Here is a 21,206-nt window from a genome sequence, read left to right on the forward strand (position 1 = left end):
TTCCCGGCCGTGGCCCCGGCCGGGAAACACTTCGGCAAGTCGGATCACGCCTCTTGTGCCGCGAAGGCGGGTCCGGGCGCGGGCGACGGCAGGAATCCCGCGGCGGTGAAGGCCTCTACGGCCGCCAGGAATTGAGGGCGGGTGAAGGCGAGGTGGCCGTGCTCGTGCCGGGGCAGCAGGGCCAGGGTGGTGGAGGTGTCGAAGGCCGGCTCCCGGCCGCCGGACGGGCGGTGCTCGTGGGTGATGCCGAGGAGGGCGAGGCCGGTCGGTGACGCATGGCTCGTCTCGATGCGCTGCGACCACTCCTCGAACGTCGCGTCCGCGAGGGTGTGCCCGGCCTCGCGCAGCCACCCCACGGCGGTGCTCAGCCGCAGGGGGTCCTCGGCCGCGATGTGGAACGTACGGCCGGATGCAGCCGGTTGGCGGGAGAGGTGGACCAGGGTGCGGGCCACGTGGTCGACCGGTACGAGGTCGAAGGAGAGGCCGGCCCTGGTGGGGGCGAGGCCCGCTTCGAGTGAGCTCTTGACCAGGAGCCAGAAGTAGTCGGCTTCCTGGCAGGCGCCGGTGCGGCTGTCGGGCGCGATGCGGGTGGGGCGGTAGACGGTGACGGGCAGCCCGCGCTCGCGTGCCCGGTCGATGACCGCCTCCGCGGCCCACTTCGTCTGCGCGTATCCGTGCCGCAGGCGGGTGGGCGGCGGCAGCGGGTCGTCGGCGTGGACCGGGGCGGCGGTTTCGGGGGCCAGGACGCCGACGGTGGAGACGTGGTGCAGCGGCACGGTGCGTTCGGCGGCGGCGAGGCGCAGCATCTCGATGGTGCCGCCGACGTTCGCGTCCTTGAGCTGGTCGTAGGAGTGGGCAAGGTTGACGTCGGCGCCGCAGTGGTAGACGGCGTCCGCCGTGCGCGCCAGGTGGGCGAACCGCTCCTCGGAGAGCCCGCAGCGGGGTGCCGCGAGGTCGGCCGCCACCGCACGGATACGGGAGCTCCAGGCCGGGCGCCACAGGTCGTAGCGGCGCAGGGCTTCGATCACGCGCCGGTGGGCGGCGGTGTCGTCGGAGGCCCGCACCAGGCAGTGGATGTCGGCGTCCGTACGGGTGAGCAGGTCACCCAGCAGGTAGGCGCCCAGGAAGCCGGTCGCCCCGGTCAGGACGAGACGGCGGGGAACGGCCGTGGGGTCGGCGGTCCGGCTCGGCCTGATGTCCGCGGGCAGGGTGACCGGCGGCAGCTGCGCGCGGTGGGCGGCGGCGGGCTCGTGGGGAGCGGACAGGCGCTCGGCGAGGCCCGCGACAGTGGGGGCGGCGAACACGGTCGGCAGCGGCAGGTGCACGCCGGTGGCGCCGCGCAGCGCGAGGACCAGGCGCACGGCCAGGAGCGAGTCGCCGCCCGCGTCGAAGAAGTTCTCCGAGGGGTGCGCGGGAGGCCGGCCGAGGACGTCCTGCCAGGCCCGTGCGACGCACCGCCTGCGCGGGTCGGGGGAAGTGTCCGCGGCGGGGTCCGGGGCGTCGGCGGGCCGGGGAGTGCTCGCGGCGAGGGCAGCCCGGTCGAGCTTGCCGCTCGGAGTGAGGGGCAGGGCATCGTGGGCGGTGAGGCGGGCGGGCATGCAGTGGTCCGGCAGGACGTCGCGCAGGGCCGCCCGCAGTTCGGGCAGCGTCATGCGGGGCGCCCCGGCGGTGGCCACGCAGTGGGCTTCGAGCCGGTGGCCGCCGCCGGGCAGCGGGACGCCGATGACGGCGGCGTCGGCGAGGCCCGGCAGGTGACGCAGGGCGGTTTCGACCTCGGCGGGTTCCACCCGGTGCCCGCGTATCTTGAGCTGGCTGTCGCGGCGGCCCGCGAACTCCAGGGTGCCGTCCGGGAGGAAGCGCCCGAAGTCTCCGCTGCGGTAGATGCGGGTGGGTCCGTCGGGGGTGAGGGCGGCGGTGCGGAACGCGGCGTCCGTGGCCCGGGGGTTGTCGAGGTAGCCGCGGGCCAGGGCCGGGCCGCCGATGCAGATCTCGCCGAGCATGCCGGGGGCCAGGGGCTGCTGCCGGGCGTTGAGGACGTAGAGGCGGGCTCCGTGTACGGGGGTGCCGATGGGCGGCCGGTCGGGCCACTGCCCGGGATCGCCGGTCAGGAGGTGGGCGCTGACGACGTGGGTCTCCGAGGGCCCGTACTGGTTGTCGAGGGTGCACCGGCCGTCGGCGAAGTAGCGGCGGATCGCGGGGGTGACGTGCAACTGCTCGCCGGAGGTGATGACTTCGCGGACGGTGCAGGCGGTGTTGGTCGCGGCGGCGTACTCGGCGAGTTGCTGGAGGGCGACGAACGGGAGGAAGAGCCGGTCGATGTCCTCGGTCACGAGCGTCTTCATCAGCCGCTCGGGGTCCTTGCGCGTCGCGTCGTCGGTCAGGACGAGGGTGCCGCCGCCCGCCCAGGTGGCGAACAGCTCCTGGAAGAACACGTCGAAGCTGAACGGGGCGAATTGCAGGGTGCGTTCGGACGTCGAGCGCCGGTGCTGCCAGTCGGCGAGGCGGGCCAGGGACCGGTGCGGCATGGCGACGGCCTTGGGGCGGCCGGTGGATCCGGAGGTGTGGACGACGTACGCGAGGTCGTCGGGTGTGACGCGGGGCAGCGGGCGCGGGGCCGGGTGCGCGGCGGTCGGGGCCGGGTGCGCGGTGTCCAGGTCCACGACGGTGAGTCCGGTCAGGGGCGGCAGCGACGCCTTGACGGCGCCGCGGGTCAGAAGCAGGCGGCTGGAGCTGCCGTCCACCATGTGCTGGATCCGCCGGGCGGGATAGGCGGGGTCGACCGGGACGCAGCAGCCGCCGGCCTTGAGGACGGCCAGGACGGCGACGGGCACGTCCAGGGAGCGTTCCAGGCTGACGGCGATCCGGTCGCCGGAGCGGGTGCCGTGGTGGTGCAGGCGGGCGGCCAGTTCGTCGGAGGCCTCGTCCAGCTGCCGGTAGGTCAGTTGGCTGGTCGCGTGGGTGACGGCCACGGCGTCGGGGTGCTCTGCGGCACGCTCCCGGAACATCTCGTGCACGGGTGCGAGATCGGGGGTGCCGGGGCCTGCGGCCCGGGGCGCGGTGACGGCGGCGAGCGCGGGCGCCGGGATCGCGTCGAAGTCGTCCAGCGGCGTTTCGGGATGGGTGACGGCCTGGTCGAGGAGGGTGGTGAAGCAGTGGCCGATGTGCCGGGCCACGTCGGCGTCGTAGAGGGCGTCGGCGTATTCGAGCAGCCCTAGATAGCCGCCGCCGTCAGGGACGAGGTGGAAGAAGAGGTCGAACTTGGCGGTGCCGTCGTGGACGTGCACGCGCTCGGCGCGCAGCCCGGGCAGGTCGAGGCCGGGCGCCGCGGCGTCGTCGACGGTCAGCACGACCTGGAAGAGGGGGAAGCGGGCCAGGGTGTGGTCGGGGGCGCAGGCCTTGGCGAGCTTGCCGAAGGGCAGGTCGCGGTGGCTGATGGCGTCCCACACCGTGCGCTGGGTCGAGCGCATGAGGTCGTCGAACGTGGTGGCGCCGGTGAGCTGTTGGCGCAGCGGCAGGACGTCGGTGAGGCAGGCGATCACCGATTCCAGGTCCGGGTCCTGGTCGCGCCGTGACACGGGTGTGCCGATGACGACGTCGTCCTGGCCGGAGAACCGGGCGACGAGGGCGGTCAGGGCGGCGGCGAGGATCGCGAAGGTGGTGGTGCGCCGTGCGCGGGCCAGGTCCCTGATGCGGTCGGCGAGCGCGGCGTCGATGGTGAAGCGGGCCTGGCCGCCCCGGTGGTCCAGGGCGGCGGGGCGGGGCTTGCTGCCGGGGATGGCCGACTCGTCGGGGGCACCGGCAAGGACGGTCTGCCAGTGGGTGAGAAGTTCGTCGTGTTCGTCGTCGCCGTGGGCCCGCTGGGTGGCGGCGTACTGGCCGGGGGTGATGCGCGGGTCGGGCAGCCGGGGGGTTTCTCCGCTGACCGCGGCCCGGTAGAGCTCGGAGAATTCCAGGTCGAGGATCCTGAAGCACCATCCGTCGATGACGGCGTGGTGCAGCGTGACCACGAGTACGGAGTCGTCGGGGGCGAGCCGGAGCAGGGTGGCGCGCAGCAGGGGCGGCTGGTCCAGGCGCAGCGGGCGGGCGATCGCGCGGCGGATGTCGTCGGTGAGGGACTCCGGTGTGGTGGTCTCGACGGTGAGCGGGACCGGGCCCGGCGGGTGGACGATTTGCGCGGGCTGCCCCTGGTCCAGGGTGAACCGGGTGCGCAGCGCGGGGTGGCGGGCGGCCAGGGCGGTCAGCGCGGCGCGGACCGCCTGCGGGCTGATCGGTCCGCGCAGCCGGTGGTTCCAGGATTCGATGTACCGGGAAGCGCCGTCCTGGAGCTGGTCGTTGAGCCAGATCGACTCCTGTTCGTACGACATGGGGTACGACGTCACGGCATGCTCCTGGGCGAGGGGTGGCGAGAGGGCAGGGCCTTGAGGGCCCGGTGGTCGACCTTGCCGTTGGCGGTGAGGGGCAGGGCGGGCAGCGGGCGCAGTTCGGAGGGGACGCTGGGCGGGGGCAGCTTCGCGGCGAGGATCTGGCGCAGGCCGGCCGGGGGCAGGGTCACGCCGGGGTGGGGGACGTAGAACAGGGCGAGCCGGTCGGGCGGCGTTCCGGGGCGGGAGCGGGGCACCACCGCGCAGTCGCGGATGCCGGGGACGGCGCGGGCGGTGGTTTCGATGCCTGCGGGCTCGACCCGGTGGCCGGCGATCTTCAGCTGCCGGTCGGCCCGTCCGTGGAAGTGCAGGAGGCCGGACTCGTCGCGGCTGCCTCGGTCGCCGGTCCGGTAGACGCGCCGGGGTCCGTCGGCGGTGGGTGCGGTGGTGAACCGGTCGGCGGTGGCTTCGGGGTCGGCGAGGTAGGCGGTGGCAAGGCCGGTGCCGGAGAGGCAGATCTCGCCGTCGAGCAGGTGGATGCCGGTGCCGGGGACGGGGCGGCCCAGGGGGATGCCGGTGGGCAGGTCGCAGTCCGCTGGGCGGATGCGGTGGGTGGTGGCGAACACGCAGTTCTCCACGGGCCCGTAGCCGTTGAGGAGCGTGATGCCGGGGTGCCGGGTGAGGAAGGTGCGTACATGGCGCGGGGAGAGGGCCTCGCCGCCGGTCATCAGCAGCCTCAGCCCCGCGAAGACGTCGGGGTCCTCGTCGACGAAGAGGTTGAACACGCTGCTGGTCAGCCACATGGTGTCGACGCCGTGCAGGGTGATCAGGTCGCGCAGGTCGTCGGGCATGAGCAGGTCGGTGGGGGCCGGTACGCAGGTGGCGCCGGTGGTCAGCGGCCCCCACACTTCGAGCGAGAAGGCGTCCCAGGCGACGGGCGCGCACTGGCCCATGACGGCGCCCGGCGCGAGACCGGCCAGCGGCTCCTGTGCGGTGAAAAGGCGGGTGGTGGCCCGGTGGGGTGACAGCACGGCCTTGGGCGGGCCGGTCGTGCCGGAGGTGAAGAAGACGGTCGCGGTGCTGGTGGGGGGCACGTCGGTGTCGACGGCCGCCGTGCGGCGGGCCGCGGCGGTGCTCAGCGTCTCGACCTGCGGGGTCACGAGCCGCAGGCCGGGGCGGGAGGGAAGCTCACCGATGGCGAGGGTGGCGCCCAGTTGCCGTACCAGGAGGCTCGACCTGCCCTCGGGCAGGCCGCGTTCGAGGGCCGCGTATCCGGCGCCGCATTTGAGGACGGCCAGGAGCAGGGCGATGAGCCGGGGGCCGCGGGGCAGCACCACGGGCACCAGGTCGCCCGCCCGCACTCCGTGGCGTTGCAGTTCTTCGGCGTACGTGTCGGCGGCGTGGTCCAGGGTGCGGTAGCTGATGTGCTCGTCGCCGTGGACGAGCGCGGTGGCTTCGGGGCAGGCGCGGGCCCGGGCGGCGACGGCCCGGTGGATGAGCGCGTGCGGGGGTGCGGGGCGGGGTTCGGTCGGTATCTCAGTCGGCATGGTGTTCCTCGGTGAGGAGCTCGGCGAACTCACCGAGGGCGGCGCTGATGAGCACGTGCGGCGGTACGGGCCGGGGTTCACGCGGCGCGTGCGGCGCCACCGGGTGAGACACGTGCGCCACATGCGGCACATGCGCCGGTACGGGCCGTGGCTCACGCGGCATGGCGCACCTCGGACAGCAGCTCCGCGAACTCACCGAGGGTGGTGCTCTCGAAGAGTGCCTGGGGCAGGACGCGTTGACCGGTTTCCTTGCGCAGGCGGGCGCAGATCCGCATGGCGTGCAGGGAGGTTCCGCCGAGCTCGTGGAAGGCGTCGGCGGGCGTGAGGCCGGGCTGTTCGAGGACCTCGGCGATGACCGCCCGTGCGGTGGCCCATGCGGCGGGCTCGCTGCGGGCGGGGTGGAAGCGGGTTCCGGCGGGACGGCCCGCGAGGGTGTCGGCGGCCCGGGTGGCGCTGGTGACCGTCACTTCGATGCCGGCCCCGGCCGCGGCGCCGGCCGCGTCGATCTTGCTGGCCATGCCTCCGGTGCCCAGGCCCGAACCGGGAGTCCGCAGGTCGAGGCCTTGCAGGTCCCTGAGGTCGTGGACATCGGTGATGCGGCGGCTGGTGGCGAGGCGCGGGTCCGCGTCGTAGATGCCGTCGACGTCGGAGAGCAGGATCAGGCGCCGGGCCTGGACCAGTCGGGCCACCAGGGCGGCGAGGCGGTCGTTGTCGCCGAAGCGGATCTCGTCGGTGGCGACGGTGTCGTTCTCGTTGACCACGGGGATGGCCCCCATGGTCAGCAGGGCGTCGAGGGTGCGGCGGGCGTTGCGGTAGTGGTCCTCGCGGGTCACGTCGTCGTTGGTGAGCAGGACTTGTCCCACCCGCAGGTTGTAGCGGGCGAAGGACGCGGTGTACCGGGCGACCAGGAGGCCCTGTCCGACGCTGGCGGCGGCCTGCTGCTGGGCCAGTTCGTCCGGTCTGCGGGTCAGCTTCAGGGGGGCGAGGCCCGCGGCGATGGCGCCGGAGGACACCAGGATCAGCTGGTCGCCGCGGGCGCGGGCGGCGGCGAGCGCGTCGACGAGGGCGTCAAGGCGCTCGGCGTCCAGGCCCCCGCCCGCGGTCGTCAGGGACGAGGAGCCCACCTTCACCACGGTGCGTCGTCCTGCTGCTGTCTGTGTGGCCGCCTGCACGATGGTGCTCCCTCAATTCAGCTGGTGACCGGCCTGTTCGGCCTGGTGTCCGATGCCTTCATCTAAGGCGGCGCGGGCGGCGGGCAGCAGGTGCGGGCCTGGCAGCAACCTGCCCGCCGGTCTGCAGCTTGCTGATGCTCCGGCGGCTGTCCGGCGCCCGGCGCCGGTGAGAGGTTTCCGGTGCCGGTTCGGATTCGACCGGCGTCCGTTCGCAAGAGACGGAAGAGACGGAAGACATCGTGAGCAGAACCATTCAGTACGTGGACCCGGTCGAGGGCTTCCGGGGGTGGCTCGTCTACGACGGCGAGTCGGCGGACATCGCGGCCGGCGGTTTCCGGGTGCAGCCCGGCGTCACCGAGGCGATGGTGGCGGGCCTGGCTGGCCGGATGACGCTCAAGCAGCGCGTGCTCGGCGTGGGCGTCGACGGCGCGAAGGCGGGCCTCGACTACGACCCGTCGTCGCCGGGCAAGCCCGCGGCGGTGCGCCGGTTCCTGGCGTTCCTGCGCGAGGAGCTGTCCGACCGCTTCAGCATGGGCTGCGACATGGGTACCCGCTGGCAGGAGCTGGAGGCGCTTGCGGCCCGCGAGGGCATCCCCTCCATCAAGTACGTCGTGAAGAAGGCCCAGGGGATCAGTGACCAGGACTTCTTCGACCGGCTGCGGACCCTGGACGCCCCCGTCGGCGCCCTCACGCTGGGCCAGCGGCGCGCCGGGCACGCCCTGGCGCACGCCGCCCTGGCGGCCGCGGGCAAGCAGGGCAGGCCGCCGGCCGGTCTGACGTGCACGTTGCAGGGCTTCGGCAACATGGGCCGGGCGGCGGCGTATTCGCTGATCGAGCACGGCGTGAAGATCACCGCGGTGTCCGACGCCGACGACTGCGTCGTGGACCCGCGTGGTCTGGACGTGGCGCGGATGCTGGACAGCGACCAGTCCCGCACGGTGGCCTCCCTGGCGCCGCGGGCCCTGCGCCTGCCCCGCCAGGCGCTCCTTGACCTGCCGTCCGACGTGCTGGTCCTCGCCGCGGGGGCGGACGCGATCTCGGTGGACCAGGCGCGCATGCTGCCCTCCCCCATCGTGGTGGTCGGCGCCAACCACGGTCTGAGCGAGCAGGCCGAGGAGACCCTGGCCGCCCACGGGGTCCTCGTCGTACCGGACTTCATCGGCGGGATCGGCGGCTCGGCGTCCATGGACGCGCTGTTCGGCCCCGCGCGCACACCCTCGCCGCAGGACGTCCTCGACAACGTCGGGGCGATGATGCACGAGATGCTCGAGGACCTGCTCAGCCGGGCCCGGGTCAAGCAGATCACCCCGCGGCGGGCCGCCCTCGACTTCGCCTCCGTGGCCGTGGACAAGCGCGGCGAGCGGCCCTACGGCACCGGACCGTACTCCGCGAGCAAGGAACGACGTGCCGAACGCGACCGGCGTCGCGTCGCCGGCGCAGCGATAGGGAGCAACCGTTGAGCATCCACACCCTCGAACACACCGTCGCGCCCGCGCACCCGGCCGACGCGGAGGCCTGTCGCCACGAGCGCGGGCACATCACCGACTCCCGCTTCTACGGGCACATCTACGCCACCGAGACCAGCCGGGCCATCTTCTGCGACGTCTGCCGCTTCCAGAGCTGGCTCGACATCGAGGCCCAACTGGCGCTCGCGCAGGCCGAGCTGGGCATGATCCCGCAGGCCGCCGCGGACCGGATCGCGCAGTGCGCCCGCGTCGAGCTCCTCGACCTGGAGGAGGTGCGCGCCGAGATCCGGCGCACCGCCCACTCCCTGGTGGGTCTGCTGCGGGCCTTCCAGAAGGTGTGCGGCGAGGAAGCAGGCGAGTACATCCACTTCGGCACCACGACGCAGGACATCCAGGACACCGGCCAGATGCTCGCGATGAAGAAGTCGCTCGACGCTCTGGAGCCGCTGCTCGGCGGCCTGGTCGGCCGGCTCGCGGACCTCGCCGACGAGCATGCGGGAACCGTCGCGCTCGGGCGCACGCACGCCCAGCCCGCGCTGCCGCTCGGCTTCGGCCTGAAGGTCGCCGGATGGGTGGACGAACTGCGCCGGCACGCCGACCGGGTGGAGGGGCTGCGGGAACGTGCCCTGGTGGTGCAGCTGTTCGGCGGCGCCGGGACCATGGCCGGGTTCGACGGGCAGGGCGCTGAATTGCTGCGGCGGCTCGCCGCGCGCCTGGACCTGGGCGTGCCCGCGACGGGCTGGCACGCCTCGCGTGACCGCGTCGTCGAGTACGTCTCCACCATGGCCATGATCGCCGGAACGCTCGGCCGGATCGGCGACGAGATCCGCACCCTGGGGCGGCCCGAGGTCGGCGAGGTCGAAGAGGCCTGGTACCTGGGCAAGGTCGGCAGCAGCACCATGCCGCACAAGCGCAACCCGGAGGGCTGCGAGCAGATCGTGGTGATGGCCCGCCTCGCGGCCGGGCAGGTCGCCATGGCGCTCGGCGCGATGGGCGGCGACCACGAGCGGGACGGCCGCACCCTGCGCATGGAGTGGTCGTGCGTCCCGGACGTCACGCACTACACCCTGACCGCCTGCGAGATCATGACCCGGGTGGTGTCGGGTCTCTCCGTGCGCACCGACCGCACCCTGGCCAATGTCCTTGCGGTCCGCGACCAGGTGGCCACCGAGGGCCTGATGCTCGCGTTCGCCGATTTCGTCGGCAAGCAGACCGCCCACGAGAAGATCTACCGGCTCGTCCAGCAGGCCATCAGCGAGCGGGTGCCGCTGCGCGAGCTGATCGACCACGATCCGCAGCTGGGCGGCCTGATGCCGCCCGCGCAGCTGGACGAGCTGTTCGACCCCGCGCGCTACACCGGCGATTCCCGGCTCCTTACCGGCCGTGTCACGGCCGAGGCCCGGAGCTGGCTCGGCAGCCGGCACGCCGCCTGATCCGCCCGACTCCCGCTTCCGCACCGCCCGGCCGCCCCGAGCGCCGGCTTCGTCTCCCGAGGAACCGATGACCTCCGTTTGTGCTGCCCATCCCCTGACGCCCGGCCAGCAGGCGCTGTGGCTCGATGAGTCCGTGCGCGGCCGCAGCGCGGTCTACAACGTTCCCGTCGCTCACGCCCTCACCGGCCGGATCTCGGTCCCGGCCCTGAACGCGGCCCTGCGCGCCGTGCTGGCCCGTCACCCCTCGCTGCGCAGCCACGTCCAGGTCAGGGACGGGCAGCCGGTCATGGTGACGGCCGCGGAGTGGGACATCGTCGTACAGGAGCAGGATCTTCGGTCGGCGTCCGCGGCCGAAGTGGAGGACGCGGCGAGCCGGTTCGCCGCCGATCCGCTGAGTCTGTCGACGCTGCCGGTGGTGCGGGCCTGCCTGCTGCACACCGGCGCCGACCAGGCGCTGCTCGTCCTCGTGGTGCATCACGGCTGCTTCGACAGCTGGTCGGTCCAGGTCCTTCAGAGCGACCTGGAGGAGGCCTACGCCAGTGCCGTGGCGGGCACGTCCCCCGCCACCGAAGTGCCTGCCGCCTACGAGGAGCACCGCAGCGCGATCGCAGCCGCGGAGGGGACCTTCGACGAGGGGCTGCGCTACTGGGCCGACCGGCTGGCGGGCGCCCCGCAGGAGAGCACCTGGCCGCACGACGCGGCCCGGCCCGACCTGCCCACGCACCGGGGCGCGACCGTCTCCTTCGCGATCTCCCCCGACGCGGCACGGGAGTTGCGGGCACTGGCCCGGGCACGGCGGACCACGCCCTTCTCGGTGTTCGCCGCATCCCTGCAGCTGCTGCTCGCCCGGGTGGCGCAGGACGCCGGGGAGGACGACGCGGAGGTGACGATCGGGACGCCGGTGGCGCTGCGCGACGGCATCGCGGCGGAGGGCCTGGTGGGCTATCTCGCCAACACGGTGGTGCTGCGCCGGCGCGTGCGCTTCGAGGAGTCGTTCGCCGACCTGGTGGGCCGCACGGCCAAGGAGGTGCGGGCCGACCTCGCCCACGGCGCGGTGCCCTTCCCCTCGGTCGTCGGCCGGGTGCCGTCCGCCCGCTCCGCGAACAGGCCGGCGCTGTTCCAGGTCATGCTGGTCGTCGAGGACGCACCGGAGCCCGTCCTGCGCCTTGAGGGGGCCACGGGCTCCGCCCGCCACCTGCACACCGGCACCGCCAAGTTCGACCTCACCTTCACGCTGGTGCCCCATGAGGGCGGCTACCGCGGCACCCTCGAATACGCGACGGACCTGTACGGGGCGCAGACCGCAGGAGAGATCACCGCGAGCCTGGTCACGCTCCTGGAGGGCGCGGTGGCACGACCGGCGGAGCCGGTGGGACTGCTGCCGGTGACCCGCACCCCGGAGCCCGCCGGTCAGGGCGGCGACTACGAACCGGCGCCCGCGCACGAGTTGTTCGAGCGGACCGTCGCGCGCACACCGGAAGCCATCGCCCTGCGCTGGGACGGCGGGGAGCTGACCTACGCCCAGCTGAAGCGGGCCGCGGACCGCCTCGCGGCGCGCCTGGGCCGCAACCGCGTGGTGGCCGTGTGCGACCGGCGGACACCCGAACTGGCGGTGGCGCTCCTCGCGGTGCTCAAGAGCGGGGCGGGCTATGTGCCGCTCGACCCGTCCTACCCGCGCGACCGGCTCGACTACATGCTGCGGGACAGCGGGGCCGGGCTGCTGCTGCGCGGCTCGCGGGTCACCGATGTGCTCACGGTGCCCGACGGGGTCCGTACCGTCGGCCTCGACGACGCCCTCACCGGGCTCGACACGGGCGGGGACGACGCCGTGCTGCCCGCCGCGGGCGCGGACGACCTGGGGTATGTCATCTACACCTCCGGTTCGACGGGCCGCCCCAAGGGCGTCGAGATGCCGCACCGGGCCCTGTCCAACCTGATCGACTGGCAGGGGCGGCGCTCCGGTTCCGCGCCCGGCTGGAACACCTTGCAGTTCGCCGCGTTCAGCTTCGACGTGGCCTTCCAGGAGCACTTCTCCACCTGGGCGAGCGGCGGCACCCTGGTGCTGGTCGACGAGGACGTACGACGCGATCCGCAGCGCCTGCTGACGTATCTGAAGGACCAGCGGGTGCACCGCGTCTTCGCGCCGTTCGTGGCCCTCCAGCAACTGGCGGACTCGGCACGCGAACTGGACGTGTACCCGCAGGACCTGCGCGAAGTGGTCACCGCGGGCGAGCAGTTGCAGGTGTCGGAGGCGCTGCGGGCCTTCTTCACCCGGGTCCCCGCCTTCCTGGAGAACCAGTACGGGCCCTCGGAAACACATGTCGTCACCGGCGAACGCCTCTCGGGCGACCCGGCGTCCTGGCCCGACCTGCCGGCCATCGGGCATGCCGTCGACCGGACCAGCGTGACGGTCCTCGACGCGCGCCTCCAGCCGCTGCCGCACGGCGTGCCCGGCGAGATCTGCGTGGCGGGCGCCGCCCTGGCCGACGGCTACCACGGCCGCCCCGACCTGACCGCCGAGCGGTTCGTGACCCGCGACGGGCAACGCCTCTACCGCACCGGTGACTTCGGCAAGGTGCTGCCGGACGGACGCATCCAGTGCCTGGGGCGGCGCGACGGGCAGGTCAAGGTGCGCGGCTTCCGCATCGAGCTGGGCGAGATCGAGGCACAGGTGCGGCGCCTGCCCGGGGTGGCCGACGCGGTGGTCGTCGTCCATGAGCAGCCCGGCCGCGGCAAGCGCCTGATGGCCCACTGCCTGCCGCAGCCGGGGGCCGAGCTCTCCCCGCAGCAGATGCGGCGCGCGCTGCGGGGCGTGCTGCCCGACTACATGCTCCCGGCGGGCTACGCGGTGGTCGACGGCTTCCCGCTGACGCCCAGCGGCAAGGTGGACCGCAAGACGCTCACCGAGCGGACGACCCCGTCCGGCGACCAAGCGGGCCGTGCGTCGGACCGCGGGGCCCGTGACGGCGTCGAGTTCGAGCTGCTCGACCTGTGGGGCTCGGTCCTCGACCAGCAGGGCATCGGCGTCGACGACGACTTCTTCGAGCTGGGCGGCGACTCCTTCCTGGCCGTCCGCCTGGTCTCCGTACTGCGTGCGCACTTCGGGGTCGAGGTGTCGGTGGCCGAGCTGTTCCGCTCGCCGACCGTCGCCGAGCTCGCCCGGGTGGTGCGGGACGGCGGCGCCGAGGAACCGGTGGGGCCGCTGGTGCGGTTGCAGGCCGGTGACGGCACCGCGCCGCTGTACCTGTTCCCGCCGCTGGCCGGGACGGTGGTGCGCTACGCGCCGCTGGCCCGCGCCCTGGGCAGGCACCGCACCGTCTACGGCCTCCAGTCGCCGGGCCTGCTGCCGGGCGAGGAGGCCTGCGGGTCCCTCACGGAGATGGCCGAGGTGTACATCGAGCAGATGCGCAAGGTCCACCCGGGCGGGCCCTGGCACCTGGGCGGCTACTCCATGGGCGGGGTCATCGCGCTGGAGGCGGCCAGGCTGCTGCGGGCGTCCGGCGAGGAGGTCGGCCTCGTCGGGCTCCTCGACACCAATCCCCGCATGGACCTGGACCCGCAGGAGGACTACGCGCTGCGGATCCTGGTCACGATGGGCCTCAGGCTCGACCTGGACCTGGAGGAGCTGCGCCGCCTGGAGCCCGCCCGGCGCATCCGCACGCTCCTCGAAGAGGGCATCGCCGCCGGTTCGCTGCCGACGGGCTACGACGAGGACCGGCTGCAGCGCATGCTCGACGCCTACCGGCACAACGGCGAGGCCCTGCAACGGCACACACTGCGGCCCTACGACGGCGACGTCGTCCTCTTCCGCGCGACCGACCGCGCCGCCGACACCCGGCCCGAAGCCCCTGACCTGGGCTGGGCGCGCCAGTGCAGGCACCTGACGATCAGGGACACGCCCGGCACGCACTTCACCATGCTGGACAGCGGCAACCTCGAAGTTCTCTGCTCGCTGATCGACGGCGAGCTGGAGGCCGCCCGATGAGTACGGCCACCAAGCCGGCCGGGCGGCGGCCCGACGCCGTCTCCGCACCGCTGCGGCGGCGCCCCTTCCGGCTGCTCTACGCCGGTCAATGCCTCTCGCGCACCGGTGACTTCGTCTTCCAGGTGTCGCTGGCCGGCTACGCCATCACTGCGGACAACCCGGCGCTCCTTGCCTACGCCCTCTTCGGGCAGGCCAGCGGCACGGTCCTGATGCTGCTCGTCGGCGGGGCGCTGGCGGACCGGCTCGGGGCGCGCCGGGTGATGCTCGCCGCCGACGCGGCGCGGGCCGTCGCCACCTGTGTGGTGGCCCTCCAGGTGGCCGGCGGGGTGGAAAGCACCTGGCCGATCGCCCTGTGCGGGCTGCTGTTGGGGCTTGGGGACGGCGCGTTCGAGCCCGCGTTCACCCTGGCCTTCACCGAACTGCTGCCCAAGGTGGAACTGCTCGCCGCCAACTCCCTTCAGTCGATCGCCCTGCGCACCGCGGGCATCGCGGGGGCGGCGCTGGGCGGCGTGCTGCTCGCGGCGGTCGGTGCGGCGCTGTCGCTGGGCCTGGCCAGCGCCGGGTTCACGCTCGCCCTCGTGATGCTGCTCGCCGCGGGGCGCTGGCCCACCCGTGAACGCGTCAGCAGCGGGGACGGTCTGCTCAAGGAAGCCTCCGGCGGGCTGCGGTACGTGGCGGCGCACCGCTGGGTGTGGGTGTCCATCGCCAGCTTCGGCGTGAGTGTCGCGCTGGTCGTGGCTCCCGCGAAGGCGCTGCTTCCGCTGACGACGTCCGATGTGCTCGGCGGCGGGGCGGGCGTGTACAGCCTCATCGTGGGGACGCAGGCGGCCGGCGCCCTTGCGGGCGGTCTGCTGGTCAACCGGCTCCGGGGACTGGCGCCGGGCGTGGTGGTGTTCGGCGGCATGACGCTGGTGTGCGGCGGGTTCGCGCTGCTCACGCTGTCGGCGTCCATCGCCGTGTCGGTCGGGATCGCCGCGCTGATCGGCGCCGCGCTTTCGGCGGCCACCGTGGCCTGGGCGGCCACCTTGCAGAGCAAGGTGCCCGCCGAGCTGATCGGCCGTGTCTCCAGCGTGGACTGGCTCATCTCGCTGGGTGTCTCGCCGCTCGCGCTGGTGGTGGTGCCGCAGCTGCTCGCCTTCGGCTCGGCGGGCACCGTGCTCCTGGTAGCCAGCCTGATCGCCCTCGTCGTCTCCGCCGCCACCGCGCTTGTCCCCGACGTACGCCGTCTGACCTGGGCACGGCCCGAACTCTGAGGCCGCTGCCGCCCTGTGCACCGCCTGCTTCACGCACCTGCTCCTGTACGTATCCGCTTCGTTCTCTGGAGAACTCATGGATGACCGCAATCTGTTCACCGACTGTCCCGCCGTCCCCGCCGCCACCGAGGCGGAGGCACTCCTGGTGCGCCTGTGGGAAGAGGCCCTCCAGGTGCGCCCGTTGGGCCGGGAGGACAACTTCTTCGAGATGGGCGGCACGTCGATGCTCGCGGTGCGCATCTGCGTCGGCGTGCAGAAGGAGACCGGGGTGCGTCCGGGCACGGATCAGGTCTTCGACACCGAGACGCTCGCGGAGTTCGCCGGGCATGTGGCCGGTCTGGTCGCGGCCGGTGCACGCAGCGAGGCAGCCTGATGGAACGCGTGCTGATGGTCGATCCCATCCATCCCGACGCCCTCGCCGACCTGCACCGCAGATACCAGGTGGACCTGCATCCCAAGCCCGGCCAGGACCGCGTGGCCGAGCTGGCACGCGAGGCCGATGCCATCGTCGTACGGGCGGGTGTACGGATCACCCGGGAGGTGATCGAGTCGGCCCCGCGGCTCAGGGCGGTCGTACGGGCCGGGGTCGGTCTGGACAACATCGACCTCGATGCCGCCGAGGAGGCCGGGGTCCAGGTGCGCAATGTGCCCGGCGGTTCGGCCGACGCGGTCGCCGAGCTCGCCCTGGGCCTGATGCTCGCCCTCTCCCGCCGCATCGTCCTCGGCGACCGGCACACCCGCTCCGGCATCTGGCACAAGAAGGGCCTGCTCGGCGGTGAGCTGCGGGGCAAGACGCTCGGCCTGGTGGGCTTCGGCGCCATCGGCTCGCGCATCTCCGCTCTGGCGACGGCCTTCGGCATGGACGTCGTCGCGGTGGTCGGCCGGCCGGGCCCGCACCGGGCGCGCCAACTGGCGGCGCACGGCGCACGGCAAGCGACCGTGCCGCAGCTGCTGCGGCAGGCGGACATCGTGTGTCTGTCGGTGCCGCTGTCCTCCTCGACCCGCGGTCTGATCGGGGCGGCCGAGCTGGCCCGCATGAAGCGCACGGCCCAGCTGGTCAACGTCTCGCGCGGTGGTGTCGTGGACGAGACCGCGCTGCTCGACGCGCTGCGCACCGGCCTGATCGCGGGCGCGGCCACCGACGTCCTCGCCCGCGAAGGGGCCCCGACGGAGCTGGCCACCCTGGACAACGTCGTGCTCACCCCGCACATCGGCGCGCTGACCCGGGAAGCCCAACTCCGCATCGGACAGCGCGTGGTGACGCTCCTCGACGAACTTCTGGCGCGCAGGCCCGCCCTGCACCCCGCACCGAGTATTTCCGCGATATGAAATAGAGCTTTCGCATCGCGATTTCGGGTTAATATCGTGCTCGATTGTCGAGCAATCCGAAACGGGGAGCGGACGCGCGATGAGCCTGAGCAGCCTGGGAGTGAGTGAAGGCGAGGAGGACCTCTATCGCCATCTGCTGCGCAATCCCGCGACGGACATGACTCCCCTGGACCAGGTCCTCGGCATCAGCCGGGAGGAAATGGCCCGGTCCCTGGAAAGCCTGTGCGCGAAGAAGCTGCTGCGCGGCGGCGAGGGCCGCCCCCTGACGCCCATCGACCCCGTCATCGGGGTCGAGCGGCTCATCGAGCAGCGCATGGGCGAGCTCAACCAGGAGCTCCAGCGGGTCGCCGCGGCCCGCGCGGACATCGCCTCGCTCGTGGAGGACGCGCGCAGCGGAGGGCTCAAACAAGCGGAGGAGCCCAGCGACATCGAGCGGGTCGAGGGACTCGACGAGATCCGCGCCCGCCTCGACGACCTGGCGTTCTTCGCCCACAAGGAGATGCTGGCCCTCCAGCCGGACGGTGTCCTGTCCCCCGGCTACATCGAATCGGCCCGCCCGCTGGACCTGCGCTGCATCCGCCGCGGGATCACCATGCGCTACGTGGTCCTGCGAGACGGCCTCGAAGACGCGGCCACCAGCGACTACCTGCACGAACTCGCGGAACTTGGCGCCGAGATCAAGACGGTCGACACCATGATGGACCGGATGGTGGTCTACGACCGCGAGGTCGCCGTGGTCCCGATGGACCCGGCCGCCAGCGCCCGGGGAGCCCTCGTCGTGCGCCAGGCCGGCCTGGTCTCCAACATGGTGGCCTACTTCGAGAAGGTCTGGGCGGCGGCCGACGACCTGCCGGGCCGGGGACCCGGGGACGCGGCGGACGTGCTCGGTCCCCTGGAGCGGCAGGTCCTGGAGACCCTCTCGCGGGTCGACAAGGACGAGGTGGCCGCACGCCAGATGGGCATCTCCATCCGGACGTTCCGCCGCCATGTCGCCGAGTTGCTGGTCAAGCTCGGTGCCTCGAACCGGTTCCAGGCCGCCTTGATGGCCAAGGAGCGCGGCTGGATGTGACGGCCGGCCTCCGATTGCCTGTGCGTCCCACGCGAAAGGCCCGCCCCGGCGTCCCGGGTCGGGCCTGATCAAGGGCGGTTGTCGCTCCGCCGTCACACACGTTCTTTCGCGGACCGCCTACGCCACCATGCGGCAGTCCACCAGTTCCCAGCCGAGGAGGGCCGGATCGCTCAGCGCGTCGGACGCACCGGCACGCACGGCATCGACGGTCAGATCGTCGTCGTGGTGCAGCCGTACGACGATCGACGTTCCCACGGGAGGCAGTTCCTGCAACTGCGGTTTCCACTCGGCGGGCAGCAGGGCCAGCCAGCGCACCGCGGTCAGCAGAGCCCCTTCGGCAAGCTGGGGGGTGCTTGCCCGGGCCACCAGTTCCATGTGCATCTCCGATCACGGGCGCCGTCTCGCGCCGTCTCACTGCCAGCCGTTGTCCCCGCTGGCCAGGACCGTGGTCCCGGCCGGGCTCTTCGACTGCCAGCCGTTGGCCTGGAGCGCGTGGTCCCCGGCGCTCCCGATTCCCAGCACCATCACCGTGCCCAGGACGACCAGCGGTGCGGCGGCCTTGATGCGGGTGATGAGCTGGGCGGTCATGTCTGCCTCCTGGCGGTGTCGCCCCGGACCGGGGCGGTGCGTGTTCCGACACCGAGAAATCTGCCAGCTCGACGGAGCCCGGCCTACGGCTTCCGGGGCCAGCAAACTGCAGGCCGCCGTGCAGTTTGCTGCCACGGTCGGGCCGCCCGCCGCGGCGGCGCTTTTCCGCCCCACGAAAACACGCAGGGCTTTCCGAATAGGCGGAATACCGGAGTCAGGTTGCCTTATGTACGCCGGATTTCCGGCTCGCGAATTGCCGCCAGCCCGGCTCATAGGCCGCGGCTTTCTCTCTGACGGACCGCGGGCGTGAGTTCTCCGGTGAGGAGGGGACCTCGTATGACGGGGGGACCTCGTTCACGCGAAAGGAGAGTTCCGCTTTGATGGATCCGGCCCCGCGGGAGGTGACGACGCGTCGCCTCGCGGAGACGAGACCGCAGCCCTCGAGGCTGGCCAGCGCGTCCTTCACCGCGGTGCGGCCGCACGGCTTGCCCTGCGGCCCCGGCATGAGATGGGCCAGCTGATCGAGCGTCAGGGTGAGTTCGGCGGGCCGGGCACGGGGGCCGGCCAGCGAGCGCAGGATGCAGTACAGGCGAAAGCCGGTGTGCGAGAGCTCCGGACAGATCGCGGCCCAGTCCGGGATCTCGGTGACGGGGAGCCCGGTGGGGGGCGTCTCGGTGCGGGGGATCTCTGTGCCGGAGACCTCTGTGCCTGACATCTCTGTGCCGGAGATTTCTGTGGAGAGCGGCGGCGGCGCCGTACGGTCCTCCGCGTCCATCGTCACTCCCCCTCCCCTGCTCCGTGCCGTCCGGGTCGTCGCGCCGTGAGCCTAGGCGAGTCGACGCGTACCCCATGAGTTATTTGCCCGGTTCACCGGATATCGGGGCCCCCTGCCCGACCGATCCCGTACGACTTAGGCACCTCGCGCCGCTCGCCGTCCACGACACTGGCGTTCGCCCCCACCGCCCCACACCCCGCGACCAGAACCGGAGAGCGCACAGTGCCCGAGGACTACCTGAGTTACGGCTTCCTGGCCCTGGAGCGGCCCCTGGACGAGGCCGAACAGGCGAGCCTCCGCAAGCAGGCGGGACGCTCCTGCCAGGACCCCCGCACCCTGCTTGTCGACTGCACGGACCACGTCTTCCGCGGTGACGCCCGGCGCTTGGTGGAACGGCACTTCGACGTCGGCCTGGCCCGATCACGCCGGGGCGACCACCAGATCCTCTTCCGGGCCGCGCACGGGACCCTCAGCGCACAACAGGCGCACCACTACGGCCTGGAGGCCTGGGACACCGACACCCATACGGTCCTCGCGGTGCGCTGCGCCCCGCACCGCACCGGCCGCTCCGGCGGCTGCTGCTCGCTCGACGACCTCGCGCTCGTCCGCGAGGAGCTGTCCCGCGGCAGCCGTGTCCCGCTCTATCTGGCCTGGCTGGCCTCGCTCGGTGATCCCGACGCCTACGACCTGGCCGCCACCGAGGTCCTCGAGGACGAGTTCGAGCCCGCCGTGCCGCCGGGCCTGGACCGCCTTTCGCCGTCCCTCACCGCGTTCACGCGGCTCCTGGGGGTCAATCCGCGTCTGCTCGCGACGGCCAGGGCGGGCACTTCCGGTCCGGCGAGGCCCCTGCGGCAGGGCGACCTCGTGCGCTGGCTCGCCGGGCTGCCGGACGCGGACAAGGACCGGCTGGTCCTGGAGGCGATACGCGGTGAGGCGTCGGGGCAACTCGCCTATCTGCGCCGCCGTTTCAGCTCCCGCCCGTTGTCGGTCGGCAGCCGCAGATCGGTCGCCGACCTGCTGCGCACGGTCCCGCAGCGGCACGGGCAGCCGCAGCACGGGCCGGCCGCCCTGCGGTCGGCCGCCGAGCCGCGCGGCGCCACGGGGTCAGCCCGCGGCGGGCAGCACCGCGCCGTGCCGTGCCGGCCCTGATGCCGCCAGGCGGTCATGGGCGTAGGCGGCGGAGACCAGGGTCATGTGATGGTGCCAGCCGGGGAAGGACCGCCCCTCGAAGTCCTGGAGTCCGTACTCCCGCAGCTCGACCACGGCGCCGGCCGCCCGCCGCGGCAGACCGGCCAGGACGGCGAGCTCGCCGGAGCGTTCACGCGGCAGGTTCGTGACCCAGACGCCGGGTGAGCCGTCGGGGCGCCGCGCGTGGAAGGCGCGCAGCGGACCGCGGGCGCCGCTCGGCGGGTGGGCGGGGGTCCGGCGCAGTGAGGTGATGGTGTGCGGACGGCGGGCGTCCGTGGGGCCGGCGACGGGGTGCCCGGCGGGAACCGCGAGCAGGAAGGTGTGCCCGCGCTGTTCGAGCTCTTCCATCAGGCGGGCGGGGTCGGATCCGTCGTGGCACTCGGTGAGGTCCGCGACGACGGGTGCGGCGGGCAGCCGGGACGGGGCCGCGTCGACGAGGTCGAGGATGTGCTCGGCGAGGACCTTGCTGCGCGCCGATTCGGGGACCCGGGCCGTGGCTGCTCTCTCCTTGTCCCCGACCCACTGGCGCGGCAGCAGCAGCCGCCAGTCGACGGGGAGGTCTTCGCTCTCCGTCGACAGGAACAGGCCCACTCCCAGCTGGCAGTTGATGGTGCGCCGGGCGGCGGCGACGAACCGGCGGTGCACCCCGGCGGAGTGGTCGCCGCGCTTGGGCAGGGCGGCCGTGCGCACCGTCCAGGCCCGTACCGGCGCGTCCTGCTCGACCAGGCGGGCCAGCTCGCGGCGCACCGGGGCCCAGGGCCAGGGGCTGGCGTTGATGAACTGCTGGAGGGCCAGCGCGGCGGTGGGTGAGGCGTGCACGGCCTCGGCCATGCGGCGCACCGTCTTCTTGCCGGGGACGGTGAGCAGACCGGTCAAGTAGGCCTCGGCCCAGCCGCGTTGGTCGTGCCGGGGCAGTTCGCGGAAGAGGGGTTCCACGAAGGCCCGCGTGATGCGGTGGGGGCGTGCGGGCATGGCAGGTCCTCTTCCTCGCGACGGTCGGCCGGATCAGTGATCCCCACCATTAAAAGAATAGATTACAT

16 protein-coding genes are annotated in these 21,206 nt (G+C 73.0%); 8 read left to right on the plus strand and 8 right to left on the minus strand.

Going from position 1 to position 21,206, the window contains the following annotated elements; all coding sequences use genetic code 11:
• Positions 1 to 44: 44 nt before the first annotated feature.
• From ACQKIP_RS00820 to proB, 4 genes are read right to left on the minus strand one after another with little or no spacing between them, the layout of a single operon-like run.
• Positions 45 to 4,379: a non-ribosomal peptide synthetase gene (locus ACQKIP_RS00820; protein WP_365863975.1), complete on the minus strand. Its 4,335-nt coding sequence runs from the start codon at positions 4,377 to 4,379 to the stop codon at positions 45 to 47.
• Positions 4,376 to 5,908 carry an AMP-binding protein gene (locus tag ACQKIP_RS00825; RefSeq protein WP_365863973.1) on the minus strand — a complete coding sequence of 511 codons (1,533 nt, stop codon included), beginning with the start codon at positions 5,906 to 5,908 and terminating at the stop codon, positions 4,376 to 4,378. The genes ACQKIP_RS00820 and ACQKIP_RS00825 overlap by 4 nt, the downstream gene beginning before the upstream one ends.
• The gene (locus ACQKIP_RS00830; protein ID WP_365863971.1) at positions 5,898 to 6,071 is read right to left on the minus strand and encodes a hypothetical protein; all 174 of its coding nucleotides are present in this window, start codon (positions 6,069 to 6,071) and stop codon (positions 5,898 to 5,900) included. Before ACQKIP_RS00830 ends, ACQKIP_RS00825 begins: the two co-directional genes overlap by 11 nt.
• Entirely contained in the window at positions 6,061 to 7,080 is a 1,020-nt protein-coding gene (gene proB, locus ACQKIP_RS00835) for a glutamate 5-kinase (RefSeq protein ID WP_365863969.1), read from the minus strand. The genes ACQKIP_RS00830 and proB overlap by 11 nt, the downstream gene beginning before the upstream one ends.
• A gap of 239 nt (positions 7,081 to 7,319) precedes the next feature.
• On the opposite strand from proB, the gene ACQKIP_RS00840 reads away from it, so the two are divergent.
• From ACQKIP_RS00840 to ACQKIP_RS00870, 7 genes are all read left to right on the plus strand, one after another.
• Positions 7,320 to 8,540 (plus strand): Glu/Leu/Phe/Val dehydrogenase dimerization domain-containing protein, encoded by a 1,221-nt coding sequence (locus ACQKIP_RS00840; RefSeq protein ID WP_365863967.1) that lies wholly within the window; start codon positions 7,320 to 7,322, stop codon positions 8,538 to 8,540.
• Positions 8,537 to 9,979 (plus strand): class-II fumarase/aspartase family protein, encoded by a 1,443-nt coding sequence (locus ACQKIP_RS00845; RefSeq protein ID WP_365863965.1) that lies wholly within the window; start codon positions 8,537 to 8,539, stop codon positions 9,977 to 9,979. The genes ACQKIP_RS00840 and ACQKIP_RS00845 overlap by 4 nt, the downstream gene beginning before the upstream one ends.
• Before the next feature lie 67 nt (positions 9,980 to 10,046).
• Complete coding sequence (locus tag ACQKIP_RS00850) at positions 10,047 to 13,964, plus strand: non-ribosomal peptide synthetase (protein ID WP_365863963.1); 3,918 nt, start codon at positions 10,047 to 10,049, stop codon at positions 13,962 to 13,964.
• Positions 13,961 to 15,217 carry an MFS transporter gene (locus tag ACQKIP_RS00855; RefSeq protein WP_365863961.1) on the plus strand — a complete coding sequence of 419 codons (1,257 nt, stop codon included), beginning with the start codon at positions 13,961 to 13,963 and terminating at the stop codon, positions 15,215 to 15,217. Before ACQKIP_RS00850 ends, ACQKIP_RS00855 begins: the two co-directional genes overlap by 4 nt.
• Positions 15,218 to 15,293: 76 nt before the next feature.
• On the plus strand, positions 15,294 to 15,590 hold the full coding sequence (locus ACQKIP_RS00860) for a phosphopantetheine-binding protein (RefSeq protein WP_365863959.1): 297 nt from the start codon (positions 15,294 to 15,296) through the stop codon (positions 15,588 to 15,590).
• A 14-nt stretch (positions 15,591 to 15,604) separates the two neighbouring features.
• Positions 15,605 to 16,546 carry a hydroxyacid dehydrogenase gene (locus ACQKIP_RS00865; RefSeq protein ID WP_365863957.1) on the plus strand — a complete coding sequence of 314 codons (942 nt, stop codon included), beginning with the start codon at positions 15,605 to 15,607 and terminating at the stop codon, positions 16,544 to 16,546.
• A 79-nt stretch (positions 16,547 to 16,625) separates the two neighbouring features.
• Positions 16,626 to 17,615: a helix-turn-helix transcriptional regulator gene (locus ACQKIP_RS00870; protein WP_365863955.1), complete on the plus strand. Its 990-nt coding sequence runs from the start codon at positions 16,626 to 16,628 to the stop codon at positions 17,613 to 17,615.
• 117 nt (positions 17,616 to 17,732) lie between these two features.
• On the opposite strand, the gene ACQKIP_RS00875 is transcribed toward ACQKIP_RS00870, so the two are convergent.
• The 3 genes from ACQKIP_RS00875 to ACQKIP_RS00885 all read right to left on the minus strand — a co-directional run bounded on the left by ACQKIP_RS00875 (position 17,733) and on the right by ACQKIP_RS00885 (position 18,978).
• A complete protein-coding gene (locus ACQKIP_RS00875) occupies positions 17,733 to 17,990 on the minus strand; it encodes a hypothetical protein (RefSeq protein ID WP_365863953.1) in 258 nt (85 codons plus the stop codon).
• Positions 17,991 to 18,026: 36 nt separating this feature from the next.
• Positions 18,027 to 18,203, minus strand: coding sequence for a hypothetical protein (locus ACQKIP_RS00880; protein WP_365863951.1), 177 nt, complete (start codon positions 18,201 to 18,203; stop codon positions 18,027 to 18,029).
• Between the two features lie 214 nt (positions 18,204 to 18,417).
• On the minus strand, positions 18,418 to 18,978 hold the full coding sequence (locus ACQKIP_RS00885; protein ID WP_365863949.1) for a hypothetical protein: 561 nt from the start codon (positions 18,976 to 18,978) through the stop codon (positions 18,418 to 18,420).
• Positions 18,979 to 19,200: 222 nt separating this feature from the next.
• Here ACQKIP_RS00885 and ACQKIP_RS00890 point away from each other — a divergent pair, with 222 nt between their 5' ends.
• Positions 19,201 to 20,127, plus strand: coding sequence for a hypothetical protein (locus ACQKIP_RS00890; protein WP_365863947.1), 927 nt, complete (start codon positions 19,201 to 19,203; stop codon positions 20,125 to 20,127).
• Here ACQKIP_RS00890 and ACQKIP_RS00895 read toward each other — a convergent pair.
• Positions 20,083 to 21,138 carry an IS701 family transposase gene (locus ACQKIP_RS00895; RefSeq protein ID WP_365863945.1) on the minus strand — a complete coding sequence of 352 codons (1,056 nt, stop codon included), beginning with the start codon at positions 21,136 to 21,138 and terminating at the stop codon, positions 20,083 to 20,085. The genes ACQKIP_RS00890 and ACQKIP_RS00895 overlap by 45 nt on opposite strands.
• Positions 21,139 to 21,206: the final 68 nt, after the last annotated feature.

This window comes from Streptomyces sp. NPDC059900 (genome assembly GCF_050270335.1).
Lineage (GTDB): Bacteria > Actinomycetota > Actinomycetes > Streptomycetales > Streptomycetaceae > Streptomyces.